Source organism: Halomonas maura (assembly GCF_030409305.1).
Classification (GTDB): domain Bacteria; phylum Pseudomonadota; class Gammaproteobacteria; order Pseudomonadales; family Halomonadaceae; genus Halomonas; species Halomonas maura.
In genome coordinates this window covers 166,596-182,334 of sequence record NZ_JAUFPQ010000016.1, presented here as the reverse complement: position 1 = coordinate 182,334, position 15,739 = coordinate 166,596, and the positions used below count along the sequence as shown (strand labels likewise).

15 protein-coding genes and 1 pseudogene are annotated in these 15,739 nt (G+C 68.0%); 6 read left to right on the top strand and 10 right to left on the bottom strand.

The annotated features are described in order from the left end of the window. Positions 1-78: 78 nt before the first annotated feature. The 5 genes and pseudogenes from QWY76_RS10020 to QWY76_RS10000 all read right to left on the bottom strand — a co-directional run bounded on the left by QWY76_RS10020 (position 79) and on the right by QWY76_RS10000 (position 5,316). Positions 79-1,260: an acyl-CoA dehydrogenase gene (locus QWY76_RS10020; RefSeq protein WP_290311039.1), complete on the bottom strand. Its 1,182-nt coding sequence runs from the start codon at positions 1,258-1,260 to the stop codon at positions 79-81. Positions 1,261-1,345: 85 nt separating this feature from the next. Then, positions 1,346-1,615: a hypothetical protein gene (locus QWY76_RS10015; protein ID WP_290311038.1), complete on the bottom strand. Its 270-nt coding sequence runs from the start codon at positions 1,613-1,615 to the stop codon at positions 1,346-1,348. 411 nt (positions 1,616-2,026) lie between these two features. Beyond that, on the bottom strand, positions 2,027-2,929 hold the full coding sequence (gene mmsB, locus QWY76_RS10010) for a 3-hydroxyisobutyrate dehydrogenase (RefSeq protein ID WP_290311037.1): 903 nt from the start codon (positions 2,927-2,929) through the stop codon (positions 2,027-2,029). Positions 2,930-2,973: 44 nt separating this feature from the next. After that, entirely contained in the window at positions 2,974-4,128 is a 1,155-nt protein-coding gene (locus tag QWY76_RS10005) for an enoyl-CoA hydratase/isomerase family protein (protein WP_290311036.1), read from the bottom strand. Positions 4,129-4,150: 22 nt separating this feature from the next. Beyond that, positions 4,151-5,316: pseudogene (locus QWY76_RS10000) on the bottom strand (acyl-CoA dehydrogenase family protein). A gap of 237 nt (positions 5,317-5,553) precedes the next feature. On the opposite strand from QWY76_RS10000, the gene QWY76_RS09995 reads away from it, so the two are divergent. Both QWY76_RS09995 and QWY76_RS09990 read left to right on the top strand, forming a co-directional pair. Next, entirely contained in the window at positions 5,554-5,997 is a 444-nt protein-coding gene (locus QWY76_RS09995; protein ID WP_290311035.1) for a MerR family transcriptional regulator, read from the top strand. A gap of 71 nt (positions 5,998-6,068) precedes the next feature. Continuing rightward, a complete protein-coding gene (locus QWY76_RS09990; RefSeq protein WP_290311034.1) occupies positions 6,069-7,760 on the top strand; it encodes an AMP-binding protein in 1,692 nt (563 codons plus the stop codon). Between the two features lie 172 nt (positions 7,761-7,932). On the opposite strand, the gene QWY76_RS09985 is transcribed toward QWY76_RS09990, so the two are convergent. Together QWY76_RS09985 and nagZ are read right to left on the bottom strand one after the other, a co-directional pair. Beyond that, positions 7,933-8,511: a hypoxanthine-guanine phosphoribosyltransferase gene (locus tag QWY76_RS09985; RefSeq protein WP_290311033.1), complete on the bottom strand. Its 579-nt coding sequence runs from the start codon at positions 8,509-8,511 to the stop codon at positions 7,933-7,935. Positions 8,512-8,542: 31 nt separating this feature from the next. After that, positions 8,543-9,556, bottom strand: a complete 1,014-nt coding sequence (nagZ, locus tag QWY76_RS09980; RefSeq protein WP_290311032.1) for a beta-N-acetylhexosaminidase — start codon at positions 9,554-9,556, stop codon at positions 8,543-8,545. 161 nt (positions 9,557-9,717) lie between these two features. On the opposite strand from nagZ, the gene QWY76_RS09975 reads away from it, so the two are divergent. The 4 genes from QWY76_RS09975 to QWY76_RS09960 are packed head-to-tail and all read left to right on the top strand — an operon-like array spanning position 9,718 to position 12,362. Next, positions 9,718-10,569, top strand: coding sequence for a prepilin peptidase (locus QWY76_RS09975; RefSeq protein WP_290311031.1), 852 nt, complete (start codon positions 9,718-9,720; stop codon positions 10,567-10,569). Position 10,570: 1 nt separating this feature from the next. Further along, positions 10,571-11,200 (top strand): dephospho-CoA kinase, encoded by a 630-nt coding sequence (coaE, locus tag QWY76_RS09970; RefSeq protein ID WP_290311030.1) that lies wholly within the window; start codon positions 10,571-10,573, stop codon positions 11,198-11,200. Positions 11,201-11,253: 53 nt separating this feature from the next. Continuing rightward, the gene (gene yacG, locus QWY76_RS09965) at positions 11,254-11,487 is read left to right on the top strand and encodes a DNA gyrase inhibitor YacG (RefSeq protein ID WP_290311029.1); all 234 of its coding nucleotides are present in this window, start codon (positions 11,254-11,256) and stop codon (positions 11,485-11,487) included. Then, a complete protein-coding gene (locus tag QWY76_RS09960; RefSeq protein ID WP_290311028.1) occupies positions 11,484-12,362 on the top strand; it encodes a DNA replication terminus site-binding protein in 879 nt (292 codons plus the stop codon). Before yacG ends, QWY76_RS09960 begins: the two co-directional genes overlap by 4 nt. A 9-nt stretch (positions 12,363-12,371) precedes the next feature. Here QWY76_RS09960 and QWY76_RS09955 read toward each other — a convergent pair whose 3' ends face one another. From QWY76_RS09955 to rpsA, 3 genes are all read right to left on the bottom strand, one after another. Continuing rightward, the gene (locus tag QWY76_RS09955; RefSeq protein ID WP_290311027.1) at positions 12,372-12,641 is read right to left on the bottom strand and encodes a hypothetical protein; all 270 of its coding nucleotides are present in this window, start codon (positions 12,639-12,641) and stop codon (positions 12,372-12,374) included. Positions 12,642-13,307: 666 nt separating this feature from the next. Continuing rightward, entirely contained in the window at positions 13,308-13,685 is a 378-nt protein-coding gene (locus tag QWY76_RS09950; protein WP_290311026.1) for a histone-like nucleoid-structuring protein, MvaT/MvaU family, read from the bottom strand. 306 nt (positions 13,686-13,991) lie between these two features. After that, a complete protein-coding gene (gene rpsA, locus QWY76_RS09945) occupies positions 13,992-15,668 on the bottom strand; it encodes a 30S ribosomal protein S1 (protein ID WP_290311025.1) in 1,677 nt (558 codons plus the stop codon). Positions 15,669-15,739: the final 71 nt, after the last annotated feature.

Genomic DNA, 15,739 nt, shown 5'->3' with positions numbered 1-15,739 from the left:
CCCATGGCGTAGGCCTCCTCTTCGGCTTGTCCCCAGCGCCCCTCGTTAGAAATGTCTCTGCAGTTCCGATGAGGCAATTCAGCAGGTGAAAGCCTGCAGGCCGGTCTGGGCCCGCCCCAGGATCAGCGCGTGGACGTCGTGGGTGCCCTCGTAGGTGTTGACCGCCTCGAGGTTCATCACGTGGCGGATCACGTGGTACTCGTCGCTGATGCCGTTGCCGCCGTGCATGTCCCGAGCCTGGCGGGCGATATCCAGGGCCTTGCCGCAGTTGTTGCGCTTGATCAGCGAGATCGCCTCCGGCACCAGCTGGCCCGCGTCGATCATGCGCCCCACCCGCAGCGCCGCCTGCAGCCCCAGGGTGACCTCGGTCTGCATGTCGGCGAGCTTCTTCTGGATCAGCTGGTTGGCGGCCAGGGGGCGACCGAACTGCCGGCGGTCGAGGGTGTACTGGCGGGCGGCATGCCAGCAGGCCTCCGCCGCCCCCATGCTGCCCCAGGCGATCCCGTAGCGGGCCCGGTTGAGGCAGGAGAAGGGCCCCTTGAGGCCGCTGACGCCGGGCAGGCGCTGGTCGTCGGAGACCTCCACGTCCTGCAGGGCGATCTGGCCGGTGACCGAGGCGCGCAGGCTGAACTTGCCCTCGATCTTGGGGGCGGACAGGCCGGCCATGCCCTTCTCCAGCAGGAAGCCGCGGATCACGCCGTCCTCGTCGCGCGCCCAGACCACGAACACATCGGCGATGGGCGAGTTGGTGATCCAGGTCTTGGTACCGTTGAGCCGCCAGCCACCCTCGGTGCGGGTGGCCCGGGTCGACATGCCGCCGGGGTCCGAGCCGTGGTCGGGCTCGGTGAGGCCAAAGGCCCCGACCCACTCGCCGCTGGCCAGCTTCGGCAGGTACTTGTCGCGCTGGGCCTCGCTGCCGAAGGCATCGATGGGATACATCACCAGGCTCGACTGCACGCTCATGGCGCTACGGTAGCCCGAGTCGACCCGCTCGACCTCCCGGGCGATCAGGCCGTAGCTGACATAGTTCATGCCGGCACAGCCGTGCCCCTCGAGGGTGGCCCCCAGCAGGCCCAGCTCGCCCATCTCGTTCATGATCTCGCGGTCGAAGCGCTCGTGACGATTGGCCTCCAGCACCCGGGGCATCAGCTTGTCCTGGCAGTAGTCGTGGGCGGTCTGCTGGACCATCCGCTCGTCCTCGTCGAGCTGGTCGATCAGCCGCAGGGGGTCATCCCAGGTGACGGGGGTGATCTGGCTCATGGCGGCACTCCTTTTAAATTTCTACATTTTGTACAAATGTAGACCCAAAGAGCGTGATTGCCAAGCCCGGATCGGCCCGGCGGCGTCAGCGGCCGCGCAGCACCGCCCGCAGCTGTTCCCAGGCCACCAGCGCCATCAGCAGGTTGGCCGCGAGCAGCCCGGCGAAGATGCCGCCGGGGCCGGCCAGGTGACCGCCCAGCCAGGCCAGGGGCACGGTGAGCACGAACAGCCGGATCACGGACAGCCGCATGGCCAGGGCCGGCCGATGCAGGGCATTGAGGGAGGACACGGCCAGGATCACCACGCCCTGGGCCCCCAGGCCGAGCGGCACCAGCCACAGGAAGCGACGCAGCACCTCCCCCCACGGCCTCGCCCGCCGTGTAGCTCGCCACCAGCCAGGGGGCCAGGCCCTGCAGCAGCGCCCAGACCAGCAGCTGCCAGGCCAGCACGAAGCCGAAGCAGCCGACTACCGCCCGGCGCACCCGGGCGTGCTGGCCGGCCCCGGCGTTCTGGCTGACCAGCGGGGAGAGGGTCATGGAGAGCGCCAGCGCCAGGCCCGCGACCCGGGTATTGCCGTGGGCGCGCAGCACGCGGTTGACTACCCGCGGCACGATCACCGCCGCCCCGCGGTGGGCGGCGTGGGGGAGGAGGAAGCGGATGCGGACATCGGGACTCTCGTGACGCAAACGGGCACACTCGGTGCCCGTTTGCGTGCTGCCTGCCAAAGGGCCCGGCGGTCGCGGCGCCCCCGGCAGCGGTCAGCGGATCACTGCCCCTCGCCCGCCCGATAGAGGGTCTGGATGCTCGAGAAGTCCAGCCCGCCGCTGCCCTGGGCGCTGTGCAGGGCAAACAGGTTACGCGCCTGGGAGCCCATGGGCACGCTGGCCCGGGCCTTGAGCGCCAGCTCCCAGGCCAGGCCCAGGTCCTTGGCCATCAGGTCGGTAAGGAAGCCGCCCTGGTAGTCGCGGGACGCCGCCGAGCCCTCCATCACCCCGGGCCAGGGGTTGTAGACGTTGAGCGCCCAGTTGCCGCCGCTACTCTGCTTCATGATCTCGGAGAGCACCGCCGGGTCCAGGCCGTTCTTGACGCCCAGGGACAGCGCCTCGGCGGTGCCGCTCATCAGGATGCCGAGCAGCATGTTGTTGCAGATCTTGGCCACCTGGCCGGCACCGATCTCGCCGGCATGGAAGATGTTCTTGCCCATGCCCTCGAGCACTGGCCTGGCCTGGTCGACGCCCCGGGCGTCGCCGCCGACGATAAAGGTCAGGGTGCCGGCCTTGGCCCCGCCGACCCCGCCGGACACCGGGGCGTCCAGGTAGGTCAGGCCGCGCTCGGCAGCGGCGGCGCCGACCACCCGGGCATCGTCCGGGGAAATGGTCGAGGCATCGATGATCAACGGCCGGTGGCCGAGGGCATCGAGCAGCCCACCCTGGCCGTCGCCTCCCAGGTAGAGGCCGCGCACGTGGACGCCGGCGGGCAGCATGGAGATGACCACCTCGGCGTCTCGGCAGGCGGCCTCGGCGCTCGCGCCCCGCCGCGCGCCCTGCCCCTCGAGATCCGCCATGGCGGCCTCGACCAGGTCGAAGACGCAGACGTCATGCCCCGCCCCCACCAGGTTGCGGGCCATGGGCGCGCCCATGTTGCCGAGTCCGATGAATGCGATCTTCATGGCGTTGCTCCTTGATGTCTTGTGAGTTGTGGAGAGCCGTTCGATCACCCGACCCGGTGACCGACGCCCAGGTCCCGCAAGGGGTGCTGCTCGTCGCTCCAGGGCGAGGCCATCAGCGCCTGGATGTCCGCTTCCGGCACGCTGGCGACATCGGCATGGGACCAGCGCGGCTGCTTGTCCTTGTCGATCAGCAGCGCCCGCACGCCCTCGGTGAAGTCGCCCTGCCGACAGCACTGCACCGACAGCCCGAGCTCGTCGCGGAAGGCATCGGCCAGGCCGCTGTGGCGATGACGCTCGAGCATCCGCCATACCAGGTGGACGCTCATCGGACAGCCTGCGGCCAGGCGCGCCCGGTTGGCGGCGAGCCAGGCATCGCCGCACTCGTCGGCGAGGATGCGCGCCGTGGCGTCGGCCGGGCCGGCCTCGCCCACCAGTGACTGGAGGTGATCGCGCAGCGGCCAGACCTGACCCTCGGGCGCCTGGTCACGGGCCTCGAAGCGATCGAGCACGCCTTCCACGGCGAGCCGACAGGCCAGGGCCTGATGGTCGCCGTAGTCGGCCTCGGCCAGGGCGCCGAGCAGGTCGTCGCGGCGGTCGCGGGGAATGAAACGATCGGCCAGGCCAAGGTCCAGGGCGTCCCGGGCATTGAGCTGGGCGCCGGTCAGGCCCAGGTAGGCCCCCAGGCCGGGCGGCATGCGGCCCAGGAACCAGCTGGCCCCGATATCCGGGTAGAGGCCGATGGTGATCTCCGGCATGGCGATGCGCGTGGTCTCGGTGACCAGGCGCTGGAAACCGCCGGCCAGCAGGCCGAGCCCACCGCCCATCACGATGCCGTCGCCCCACACCAGGATCGGCTTGGGATAGGTGTGGATACGATGATCGAGCCGATATTCGGCGGTGAAGTAGGTCTCGGCGAAGAGGCCGTCGCGCTCGGCGACGAGGGTATCGTCATGCTCGGCGAGGGAACGGTACAGCGCCACCACGTCGCCACCGGCACATAAGGCCTTGTCGCCCGCCCCCTCGAGCCAGACCGCGACCACGCTGCGATCCACCGCCCAGGTGTCGAGCTTGGCCGCGAGGCGCTGGATCATCTCCAGCGACAGGGCATTGAGGGATTTCGGCGCATTGAGCCTGGCCACGCCGACCCGGCCGCCGCCGCGGGTCGGTAGTTCGTCGAAGCAAACCGTGAGGTTCGACATCACTGTCTCTCCTGGTGTCCGGTTACTGAAGCGATTCGATGACGCCGCCAGCGAGCAGCCGGCGGGCGACGATCAGCCGCATGATCTCGTTGGTGCCCTCGAGGATCTGATGCACGCGGGTGTCGCGGACCAGGCGTTCCAGGGGGTATTCGCGGATATAACCATAGCCGCCATGCAGCTGCAGGGCCTCGTTGCAGACAGTGAAGCCCATGTCGGTGGCAAACCGCTTGGCCATGGCACAGTGGGCGGTGGCCTCGGGGTCGCCCTGGTCGAGACGCCAGGCGGCGTGACGGACCATCAGCCGGGCGGCGGTCAGCTCGCTGGCCATGTCGGCGAGCTTGAACTGCAGGGCCTGGAAGCTCGACAGCTCGCGGCCGAACTGCTTGCGCTCGGCCAGGTAGTCCCGGGACAGGGTCAACGCCTGCTGGGCGGCCCCCAGCGACAGCTGGCGATGTTCAGGCGACCGCCGTCGAGGCCCTTCATGGCGAACTTGAAGCCCTCGCCCTCGGCCCCCAGGCGGTTGGTCACCGGCACCCGCACGCCATCGAAGCTGATCAGGCAGGTCGGCTGGCTCTTCCAGCCCATCTTCTCTTCCTTCTTGCCGACCTCGACACCCGCGGCATCGGCCGGCACCAGGATCGCCGAGACCCCGCCGGCGCCGCTGTCGGGGGCGCCGGTGCGCGCCATCACCACCAGCACGTCCGTGGCCCCGGCACCGGAGATGAACATCTTGCTGCCGGATATCACGTATTCGTCGCCTTCGCGCACGGCCCGCGTCTTGAGGCTGGCGGCATCCGAGCCGGCCCCCGGCTCGGTCAGGCAGTAGGACCCCAGCGCCTCACCGGCTATCATGGCCGGGACATAGCGCTCGCGCAGGGCGTCGTCGCCCCAGCTGGCCACCATCCAGGTCACCATGTTGTGGATGGTCAGGTAGGCGGTGGTGGCGATGCAGCCCTGGGCGAGCTGCTCGAAGATCAGCGAGGCCTCCAGGCGCGACAGCCCCAGGCCGCCCTGCGCCTCGGGGGTGTAGATCCCGAGGAAGCCGGCCTCGCCGGCCCGGCGGATGACATCCACGGGGAAGTGGCTGCGCGCGTCCCAGTCCGCGGCATGCTCGGCCAGCTCGGCCCGGGCGAAATCGGCCGCGGCAGCGGCCAGCGCCTTCTGATCGTCGGTGAGCGCAAAATCCATGGGAACCTCTCTTCGCACGGCAATGGAGTGTGGGATCGTGATGGCGCCCCGCCCGTCGGGGCCCCTCGCGTCGAAGCAACGCCCGGTTTGTCGGCTGGACACCAACCTAGCACTTGCTTGGTTTATCCCATATCACCCCATGGTCGAACAAGCACTTTACGTTAACGTAAACCTCGTCTAGGGTTTCCAGACGAGGTGGGAAACCGCCGGTGGACCACCCGGCTACAGGATCAAGCCATGAGTCGATCGTCACCCCAGGCCCCGGATGCCCAGACGGACGCCCTGCCCCGGCAGCAGCGTACCTACAGCATCGGCGAACTGGCGCGAATGTTCGAGGTCACGCCTCGCACCATCCGCTTCTACGAGCAGGAGGGGCTGCTGGCCCCGAGCCGCCAGGGACAGAAACGCATCTATCGGGAGAAGGACCGGGTGCGCTTGAAGCTCACCCTGCGCGGCAAGCGGCTGGGATTCTCGCTGGCCGAGATCCGCGAGGTAGTGATGATGTATGACGCCATGCCCGACGGCAATGCCCGCCAGCTCAAGCGGCTGCTGGAGATTCTGGCCGACAAGCGGGCCAACCTCGAACGCCAGCTCGAGGATATCCGCCTGATGCGCATGGAGATCGATGACGTGGACCAGCGGGCCCGAGAGGTACTGCGCCAGCTGGACCAGGAGGCCTAGCCGGGTCGCGGCCGCCGCGTGACCTTTCCCGGTGCCCCAAGCGTTCATGCCACAACAACACGAGAGCCACCATGTCACGCCAAACCCGTCAGATCAGCTATGTCAGCGGCATCAGCGATACGCCCCTGAAGGGCCAGACCATCGGCGACTGCTTCGACGCCACCGTCGCGCGCTTCCCCGAGCGGGATGCGCTGATCAGTCGCCACCAGGGGCTGCGCTACAGCTGGCAGCAGCTCCAGCGGGCCGTCGACCAGGCGGCCCGGGCCCTGCTCGCGCTGGGCGTCGCCAAGGGCGACCGGGTCGGCATCTGGTCGCCCAACTGCGCCGAGTGGACCATCACCCAGTTCGCCACCGCCAAGATCGGCGCCATCCTGGTCAACATCAATCCCAGCTACCGCACCCATGAGCTGGAATACGCCCTCAAGCAATCCGGCACCTCCACGCTGATCCTGCAGGGGGCCTTCAAGGCCTCCGATTACGTGGCCACCCTGGCCGAGCTGGCGCCCGAGCTGCACGACGGTTCCCCGGACGGTTTCGCCAGCGCGCGCCTGCCGGACCTCAAGCGGGTGATCTGCCTCGACGAGGCGCGGGCGCTGCCCGGCATGTACCGCTGGTCGGGCCTGCTGCAGCATGCCGACCGGGTCACTGCCGACCGGCTGGCCGAGCTCCAGGCCGGGCTGGAGTTCGACGAGCCGATCAACATCCAGTACACCTCCGGGACCACCGGGGCTCCCAAGGGAGCCACCCTTTCCCACCACAACATCCTCAACAACGGCTTCTTCGTGGCACGCACCATGAACCTCAGTGAGGTCGACCGCATGGTCATCCCGGTACCGCTCTACCACTGCTTCGGCATGGTGATGGGCAATCTGGGCTGCGTCACCCACGGCGCCACCATGATCTATCCCGGCGACGGCTTCGATGCCCAGGCGACCCTGGAGGCCGTGGCCGAGGAGCGTGCCACCACCCTGTATGGCGTGCCCACCATGTTCATCGCCGAACTGGAGCACCCCGACGTCGAGCGCTTCGACCTGAGCAGCCTGCGCACCGGCATCATGGCCGGCTCCATCTGCCCCATCGAGGTGATGCGCAAGGTCATCGACAAGATGCACATGCAGGACGTCACCATCTGCTACGGCATGACCGAGACCAGTCCGGTGAGCTTCCAGACCCAGACCGATGCCCCGCTGGAGAAACGCGTGACCACGGTGGGCACCATCCACCCGCATCTCGAGGTCAAGCTGGTCAGTCCGGAGACCGGCGCCGTGGTCCCGCGGGGCACGACCGGCGAGCTGTGCACCCGCGGCTACAGCGTGATGCTCGGTTACTGGAACAACGAGGAGGCCACCGCCAAGGCCATCGATGCCGCGGGCTGGATGCATACCGGCGACCTGGCCACCATGGACGAGGAAGGCTACGTGGCCATCGTCGGGCGCATCAAGGACATGATCATTCGCGGTGGCGAGAACATCTATCCCCGCGAGATCGAGGACTTCCTGTATACCCACCCGGCCATCTCCGACGTCCAGGTGATCGGCGTGCCCGACGAGAAGTACGGCGAGGAGGTCATGGCCTGGGTCAAGCTGAGCGAGGGCGAGAGCCTCGACGAGGAAGGCCTCCAGGCCTTCTGCCAGGGCAGGATCGCCCACTACAAGGTGCCGCGCTACGTGAAGTTCGTCGACGCCTTCCCGATGACCGTCACCGGCAAGATCCAGAAGTTCAAGATGCGCAAGGAGGCCACTCTCGAACTGGGCCTGGACTGATAGCTGATAGCTGATAGCTGATAGCTGAAGCTGGGGGCTGGGGGCTGCTCGTAGCCGCCCGCGCCTGGATCAAGGTTGTGCTTCGAGCTTCCAGGCGCGGAGCGCCGCCCTTCCAGCTTCAAGCCTAGTTCCACGACGCGGACGGTCTGCAGGCTCCTGGGCGAAGCCCGGGCTACATGCCTTTCGGCGCGAAGATCCCCGGCGCGTTGCGCCAGTAGCCCTTGTAGTCCATGCCGAAGCCGAAGACATAGCGATCGGCCACCTCGAGGCTGCAGTAGTCCGCCTCGAGACCGGGCACGGCCTTGCGGTCGTGGCGCTTGTCCACCAGCACGGCGGTGGTGATGCTCGCGGCGCCGGCCTCGCGGCAGTAGTCGAGGATCGCGGCGAGGGTCGCCCCCTCGTCGAGGATGTCGTCGACGATCACCACATGCCGACCGGCCATGGGGATCTCCGGGGAAACGCGCCAGAACAGCTCCCCGCCCCGGGTGCCACCGCGATAGCGGGTGGCATGCAGGTAATCCACCTCCAGGGGGAAGCCGAGCCGCGTCAGCAGGTGGCCGGTGGTGATCAGGCCACCGTTCATGACGCAGTAGAAGACCGGCAGCTTGTCGCCGAGGTCGCGGGTGATCTCCCCGGCCATGCGGTCCAGGGCTCGCTCGACCTGCTGCTGGTCGATCAGGCAGTCGGCGGAGTCCATGACCGCACGCATGTCGGCCAGGGACGGATGGGCGTCGGCATCGAGTTTGGGCATCGCAGGGCTCGTTTCAATCAGCGGTGAGTCGTCAGTCGGCGGCCATGGCCTCGAGACGGGCATGCACGCGACGCCAGCGGGACAGCGCGCCCAGGGCGTCGAGGTCGGGGCGGGCGCGGCCGTAGCGTAACCGGGCCGCCCGCTTGGATGTGCGGCCCTCGCAGGCCGCGATCACCTCGAGGGCCGCGGCGCGATCATTGCACACCAGCAGCATGTCGCAGCCGGCCGCCAGCGCCAGGCGAGCCCGCTCGGCGGGCTCGCCGGCCGAGCAGGCACCGGCCATGCTCAGGTCATCGGAGAAGATGGCCCCCTTGAAGCCCAGCGATTCGCGCAGCAGGCCGAGCCAGGCCGGCGAGAAACCGGCGGGACGATGGTCGAAGGCCGGATAGACCACATGGGCGGGCATCACGCCGCCCAGCCGCGAGGCCAGGGCCTCGAAGGGCATCAGGTCGTGCCGACGCAGCGCCTCCAGGGGACGCTCGTCCACGGGCAGCTCGAGGTGGGAATCCGCGGCCACCCCACCGTGCCCCGGGAAGTGCTTGCCGACCGCCGCCATGCCGGCCTCGTGGAGGCCATCGACGAAGGCGCCGGCGAGGCGCGTCACGCCCTCCGGCGAGGCGCCGAAACTGCGATCGCCGATCACCGAGGAGCGCCCGGTATCGACATCGAGCACCGGCGCAAGGCTGAGGTCCAGGCCACAGGCCGCCATCTCCATGCCCAGCAGCCAGCCCGCGTCCTGGCAGAGCCGCTGGGCCACCTCCGGTGCCACCGCGGCCTCGCGCCCCAGCCGTCCCATGGCCGGCAGGCGGGTCACGCCCTGGCGCAGGCGCTGCACGCGCCCGCCCTCCTGGTCGATGGCCAGCAACAGCGACGGCGACTCGCGGCGAATCGCCTGGCACAGCTCGCGCACCTGGGCGGCATCCTCGACGTTGCGGCCGAACAGGATCACCCCGCCGACCTCCGGGCGCCGCAGCAGCTCGCGCTCCTCGTCGCGCAGGCGGGGACCTTCCAGGTCCAGCATCACCGGTCCAAGCGTCTGGGTCATGGTCGCTTCCTGACGTGTGAAGGGGGAAGATTCTAGACCAAAGGTGCCAGCCGTGACAGCCCGGGTCTCGACGCGACGCTCTCAGCATAGAAGAGACCGGACAAGTCGGGGCCCGGGCCGATAGAATGACCAGCAAACCCCCATGCGGAAAGGAGCGCCCCTTGCTAGTCGACCTCCCCCCCACCCTACTCTGGCCGCTGGCCGCGGTGTTCGGCCTGTGCCTGGGCAGCTTCCTCAACGTGGTGATCACCCGACTGCCGGTCATGCTGATGCGCGAATGGCGGGCCGAGGCGCGGTACGCCCTGGAACTCGAGGCCGAATCCCCGGCGCCCTTCAACCTGGCCCGCCCGCCCTCGCTGTGCCCCCGCTGCGAGGCCCCCATCGCCTGGCACGACAACATCCCGCTGATCGGCTGGCTCAAGCGCCGTGGGCGCTGTGCCAGCTGCCAGGGACGCATCAGCGCCCAGTACCCGCTGGTGGAGCTGGCCGGCGGCCTGCTGACCCTGGCGGTGGTAGGGCTCTACGGCCCCACCCTCGAGGGGCTGTTCATCCTGGGCGCCTGCCTGGCCCTGCTGGCCATGGCCGTCATCGACATGCGCACCCAGTTGCTGCCGGACATCCTCACCCTGCCGCTGCTCTGGGCGGGCCTGCTCTATCAGCTGGTCTTCCAGCCGCCGGCGCTGGCGGCGGCGGTGATCGGCGCCATGACCGGCTACCTGGCGCTGTGGAGCTTCTACTGGCTGTTCAAGCTGGTCACCGGCAAGGAGGGCATGGGCTATGGCGACTTCAAGCTGCTCGCCGCCCTGGGCGCCTGGCTGGGCTGGCAGTTGCTGCCCCTGGTGCTGATCCTCGCCGCCGGCGCCGGTGCCCTGGTCGGCATCCTGGCCCAGCTGGCCCTGCCGCGCCTGCGCGGGGCGCCGATGCCCTTCGGCCCCTGGCTGGCCGTGGCCGGCTGGATCGCCTTGCTGGCCGGCGAGCCGCTGATGGCCACCTACCTGCAGCTGGTGTTCTGAGATGGCTTCCAAGACCCCGATCATCGGCGTGACCGGCGGCATCGCCTCCGGCAAGTCCACGGTGGCCCGGGCCTTCGCGCGGCTGGGCATTCCCTGGGTGGATGCCGACGACACGGCCCGGGAGGTCGTCGAGCCCGGCGAGCCGGCCCTGGCGGAGATCGCCGCCCGCTATGGCCAGCGGGTCCTGCAGGCGGATGGCCGGCTCGACCGCCGCGCCCTGCGCGAGATCGTCTTCGCCGCCCCGGAAGAGCGGCGCTGGCTGGAATCGGTCACCCACCCGCGGATCCGCGAGCGCCTGGTCGAGCGCCTGGCGGCCTTTCGTCGCGGCGAGGCCCCCTATGCGCTGCTGGTCTCGCCGCTGCTCTTCGAGTCGGGACAGGCGGCGCTGGTCGACCGCCGCCTGGTGATCGACGTTCCCGAGAGCGTGCAGATCGCCCGCACGGCGCGGCGGGACGATGTCGACGAGGCCCAGGCCAGGGCCATCGTGGCCGCCCAGATGCCCCGCGAGGAGCGACTCCAGCGCGCCGACGACGTGATCGACAATGCCGGCGACGAGGCCGGCCTGGCCGAGCAGGTCGCGGCCCTCGACCGACGCTACCGCGCCCTGGCCGGTTTGCCCGGATCGCGCTGATTCGTCATCCTTGTGGCCATGCCCCGACATTCACCCCCTCACGAGTGACCGCGATGCGCCAAGCCCCCCACGACCGCCCCCTCGAGGTCGCCTGCCCCCAGTGCCGCCAGATGGTGCGCTGGACCGAGGACAACCCCTATCGCCCGTTCTGCAGCAAGCGCTGCCGCCTGCTGGACCTGGGCGCCTGGGCCGATGAGTCACACCGCATCGCCGGCGAGCCGGCCATGGACGAGACCGACATCGACGCCCTGCTGGCCCGGGCCGACCGCGACGATGGCGGCGCATGACGACCATGGCGGCACGCCCGGAGTACCGCCTGCTGGCGGAGCTGGAGGCCGCCTATGACGGCCTGGTGGACAGCACCGAGGGACTGGTCGCCAGCTGGCGCGCCTCGCGAGGCACGGCCTGGGCCTTTCCCCAGGGCACCGTCGACGCCGACTGGCTGCACGCCGTGCTGATGGACTTCTGGTACCAGGATGGCCAGGACGGCCGCAGCACCCGCAGTCACGTGGGACTGGTCGCCGCCGACGCGGCCGTGATGGAGCAGGCGGCGCGGGTGAATGCCGCCAAGCAGGCCTTCGCCGCCTTGCTGGCCCAGATCCGCGAGCAGGCGCCCGCCCTGATCCCCGAGATCAAGGCGGTGCTGCCCTTCCGTCATCCCGGCCTGCACGGCCACCTGAGCGGCAGCGGGCTGGCGCGCCTGCACCTCAAGCAGTGCTGGCGCGCCCTGCCCCTGGCGCCGGCCCCGGTGGCCAGGGTACGGCTGGCCTGGTATGCCAGCGGGCGCTCGATCAAGCGCCTGACGGTGCGTGAAGCCGAACAGCGGCTGCTGGCCCTCGACACCGAGGCCCCGCATGTTCGCATCCAGCTGCGCACGCTAGCCGGCCTGCCCGCCGACGAGCCGCTGGCCCAGGTCCAGCCTCAGGCGCCGCTGATGCGGGCCAACCTGTTCTTTCGGGACCCCTTGCCGGACGGCCATACCCGCCGCGCGATGAACGTCGCGCTGCCGCTGTTCGTGCCGTCCGAGGACGGTCGACTGCCCGACCACAACCAGCCGCCGCCGGGCCCGCCGGAAAAGCGCACACGGGCCCGCCGCCGCGATGAGCGCCTGGAGGACAACCCGCTGCTGCCGAGCCTGAGGATCTACCGGTATCGGAACTGACGCCTTCGATCAGGCGATATGGCCGAGAGAGCGCAGCGTCTCGAGGAGGCAGCTGACGCTCTCGGCGGGCTGCGCGTAGTCCTGCATCAGGCCCTTCAGGCGACGCTCGAAGGCCTGCTGGGCGGCCTCGTCGTCCGGCGGCTCCTGCGCCTCGAGGGAGCGCACGGGAGGCCCGGTGGGGATGTCCAGTCGACTGTCGGGGTTTTCGAGTTCCTTCAGCGCTTCGGCGAAGGCATCATCGAGCTCGCGGAACTTACGCAACTTCTCACGCTCGTCCATAGGCTTTCGTGAATTCTGCTGTTTCATTCGCTACCAATCAGTTCAAGGCACAGGCCGAAGACACCAGGATGGCGCTGCCCATGGGATGGTACGGGGTGTGAAGGGAGTATACCCGCTTACTGCCCCCCTATCACCATCCACGATCGGGCCTGACGTACAGGCATCTTTGTGCCAAATCGCTCAGCGCCCAATCGCAAACCAGCCTTTGGCCCTGATTGCCGACATACATGTTGAATTCAAATACCCTAATATAACACCACGCTAACTCTGACAGTCGCTGTCCCTATCCAGCGACGCTATCACCAGAGAACGCTTACTCCACCCCCGGCTCGATAAGCGCCCCCCCAATTGGGGCCAGGCCAGCAGTCGGGACAGGCTGCGAGTGGACTCCGGCGGCAGCCGACCCTGGACATTCAGCGAGGCATCGAGCAACTGGCGAGTCGCCCGCGATAGCCCTCTTCCCGGACCCGACGCCGCTTCCGGTCGCGTTTCCGACTCTCCCGGCATCTATCGAGACCGGCGGCGACGCGACTGGGCGGCGCGCCGGCTGAAGCGATGCCCCCCCGAACGCACGTTCCGCTGGATCATGGAACGCCGCACCGGGACCCCAACGCAGCGACGCCGCCCGGAGGCGGCGTCGTCAACGGTCGAGGCCGACGCGGGCGATCACTCCTCGACGCGCACCAGCCAGGACTCCACGGTCTCGGCACCGAACTCGTCCTTCCAGGCCTTGAGGGTCTTCTGATTACCGCCACGGGTCTCCACGACCTCGCCGGTATTGGGATTCTTGTAGATCTTCAGCTTGCGCTTGCGACGACCGCCGGTACTGGCGGGTGCCGACTTGGCGGCCGCTGCGGGCTGCGGATTGAGCAATTCGATGACGTCGCCGGCACTCTTGCCAAACTCCTTCATCAATTCTTCAAGTTTGGTCTTGAACTCGAGCTCGGCCTTGAGACGCTCGTCATGCTCCAACTTCTCGAGTTCGGACTGGAGCTGCTTGAGTTGCTGCTCCTTCTGCATGTAGTTACTCAGCAGTGATGACATCGACTCTCTTCCTTTTTTCCAAGACTAAAAACTCAGGGATGCGCGAATATTATTGCTCCGAATATCGCCATATGCAACTCGTCACTAATAAATTTGCCAGAAAAGGCGTCCAACTCCGCCACTTCGTTAATGTTCAAGACCGCCGCTCACTGTTAACAGAAGCCATCCAGCGACAAGGCTTGCCCACTTCGCGGATCGGTTTAAGCCACTCCCGCCGGGGGAACGCACCAGACTCCCATAAAAAAACGCCGCCCCGAGGGGCGGCGTCTTGCTGGGTGCCTAAGGCGCGGAAGCAGTGCCCGCGACTCAGTCCTGACCCATCTGCTGCTTGATCAGGTCGCCGATGGTGGTCGGACCACCGCCCTCGACGTCCTGCTCGCGCAGCTTGCTCAGGTTGCGACGGGTATCGTCCTGATCCTTGGCCTTGACGGACAGGTTGATCTGACGGTTCTTGCGATCGACCCCGATGATACGGGCCTCGACGCTGTCACCCTCGTTCAGGACGTTGCGGGCATCCTCGATGCGGTCGGCGCTGATCTCGGAGGCCTTCAGCACGGCGACGACATCGGTCGCCAGCTCGACGTGAGCTTCCTTGGCGTCGACCTCGACCACGCGGCCGGTGACCACGGAGCCCTTGTCGTTGACGGCCAGGAACTCGGCGACCGGGTCGGTGTCGAGCTGCTTGACGCCCAGCGAGATGCGCTCACGCTCCGGGTCGATGGACAGGATGACGGCTTCCGCCTCGTCGCCCTTCTTGAACTGGCGCACGGCTTCTTCGCCGGTCTCGGTCCAGGAGATGTCGGACAGGTGCACCAGGCCGTCGATGCCACCTTCCAGGCCGATGAAGATACCGAAGTCGGTGATCGACTTGATGGTACCGGCCACGCGGTCGCCCTTGTTGTACTGGGCGTTGAAGGTTTCCCACGGGTTGGCGGTGCACTGCTTGACACCCAGCGAGATGCGACGACGCTCCTCGTCGATGTCGAGCACCATGACGTCCACCTCGTCGCCGACCTGGACGACCTTGGACGGATGGATGTTCTTGTTGGTCCAGTCCATCTCGGACACGTGGACCAGACCCTCGACACCCTCTTCCAGCTCGGCGAAGCAGCCGTAGTCGGTGAGGTTGGTGACGCGGGCATGCACCTTGGTGCCTTCCGGGTAGCGATCCTTGATGTTGACCCAGGGATCCTCGCCCAGCTGCTTGAGGCCCAGGGACACGCGGTTACGCTCGCGGTCGAACTTCAGCACCTTGACATTGATCTCGTCGCCCACGGAGACGATCTCGCTCGGATGCTTGATGCGCTTCCAGGCCATGTCGGTGATGTGCAGCAGGCCATCGACGCCGCCCAGGTCGACGAAGGCACCGTAGTCGGTGAGGTTCTTGACGATACCGATGATCTGCTGGCCTTCCTGCAGGGTGGCGAGCAGGGCCTCACGCTCGGCGCTGTTCTCGGCCTCGAGCACGGCGCGGCGGGACACCACGACGTTGTTGCGCTTCGGGTCGAGCTTGATGACCTTGAAGTCGAGTTCCTTGTTCTCGAGGTGCGTGGTGTCGCGCACCGGACGCACGTCGACCAGGGAGCCGGGCAGGAAGGCGCGGATGGAATCCACATCCACGGTGAAGCCGCCCTTGACCTTGCCGTTGATCACGCCCTTGACGATCTCTTCCTTCTCGAAGGCCGCTTCCAGCACCTTCCACGCCTCGGCGCGCTTGGCCTTCTCGCGAGACAGGCGGGTCTCGCCGAACCCGTCCTCGACGGCTTCCAGGGCGACATGCACCTCGTCGCCGACGGCGATGCTCAGCTCGCCGTTCTCGTCGCGGAACTGGGCCGCGGGGATCTGACCCTCGGACTTCAGGCCGGCATTGACGGTGACCCAGTCACCTTCGATGTCGACGACGGTCGCCGGGACGATGGCGCCCGGCTCCATGTTGATGTCCTGGAGAGATTGTTCAAACAGTTCAGCAAAGCTTTCGCTCATGATGTTCCTACGTGATCAACGTTGTGTGCGGCAGGGCCGCTCCTCCGCACCACCAGCGAGTGCGGGCCATT

Bases quoted from the DNA above. Each gene is read 5' to 3' on its own strand.
- QWY76_RS10020 (WP_290311039.1), bottom strand. From the start codon at position 1,260: ATGAGCCAGATCACCCCCGTCACCTGGGATGACCCCCTGCGGCTGATC.
- mmsB (WP_290311037.1), bottom strand. From the start codon at position 2,929: ATGAAGATCGCATTCATCGGACTCGGCAACATGGGCGCGCCCATGGCC.
- QWY76_RS10005 (WP_290311036.1), bottom strand. From the start codon at position 4,128: ATGTCGAACCTCACGGTTTGCTTCGACGAACTACCGACCCGCGGCGGC.
- QWY76_RS09995 (WP_290311035.1), top strand. From the start codon at position 5,554: ATGAGTCGATCGTCACCCCAGGCCCCGGATGCCCAGACGGACGCCCTG.
- QWY76_RS09990 (WP_290311034.1), top strand. From the start codon at position 6,069: ATGTCACGCCAAACCCGTCAGATCAGCTATGTCAGCGGCATCAGCGAT.
- QWY76_RS09985 (WP_290311033.1), bottom strand. From the start codon at position 8,511: ATGCCCAAACTCGATGCCGACGCCCATCCGTCCCTGGCCGACATGCGT.
- nagZ (WP_290311032.1), bottom strand. From the start codon at position 9,556: ATGACCCAGACGCTTGGACCGGTGATGCTGGACCTGGAAGGTCCCCGC.
- coaE (WP_290311030.1), top strand. From the start codon at position 10,571: ATGGCTTCCAAGACCCCGATCATCGGCGTGACCGGCGGCATCGCCTCC.
- yacG (WP_290311029.1), top strand. From the start codon at position 11,254: ATGCGCCAAGCCCCCCACGACCGCCCCCTCGAGGTCGCCTGCCCCCAG.
- QWY76_RS09960 (WP_290311028.1), top strand. From the start codon at position 11,484: ATGACGACCATGGCGGCACGCCCGGAGTACCGCCTGCTGGCGGAGCTG.
- QWY76_RS09955 (WP_290311027.1), bottom strand. From the start codon at position 12,641: ATGGACGAGCGTGAGAAGTTGCGTAAGTTCCGCGAGCTCGATGATGCC.
- QWY76_RS09950 (WP_290311026.1), bottom strand. From the start codon at position 13,685: ATGTCATCACTGCTGAGTAACTACATGCAGAAGGAGCAGCAACTCAAG.
- rpsA (WP_290311025.1), bottom strand. From the start codon at position 15,668: ATGAGCGAAAGCTTTGCTGAACTGTTTGAACAATCTCTCCAGGACATC.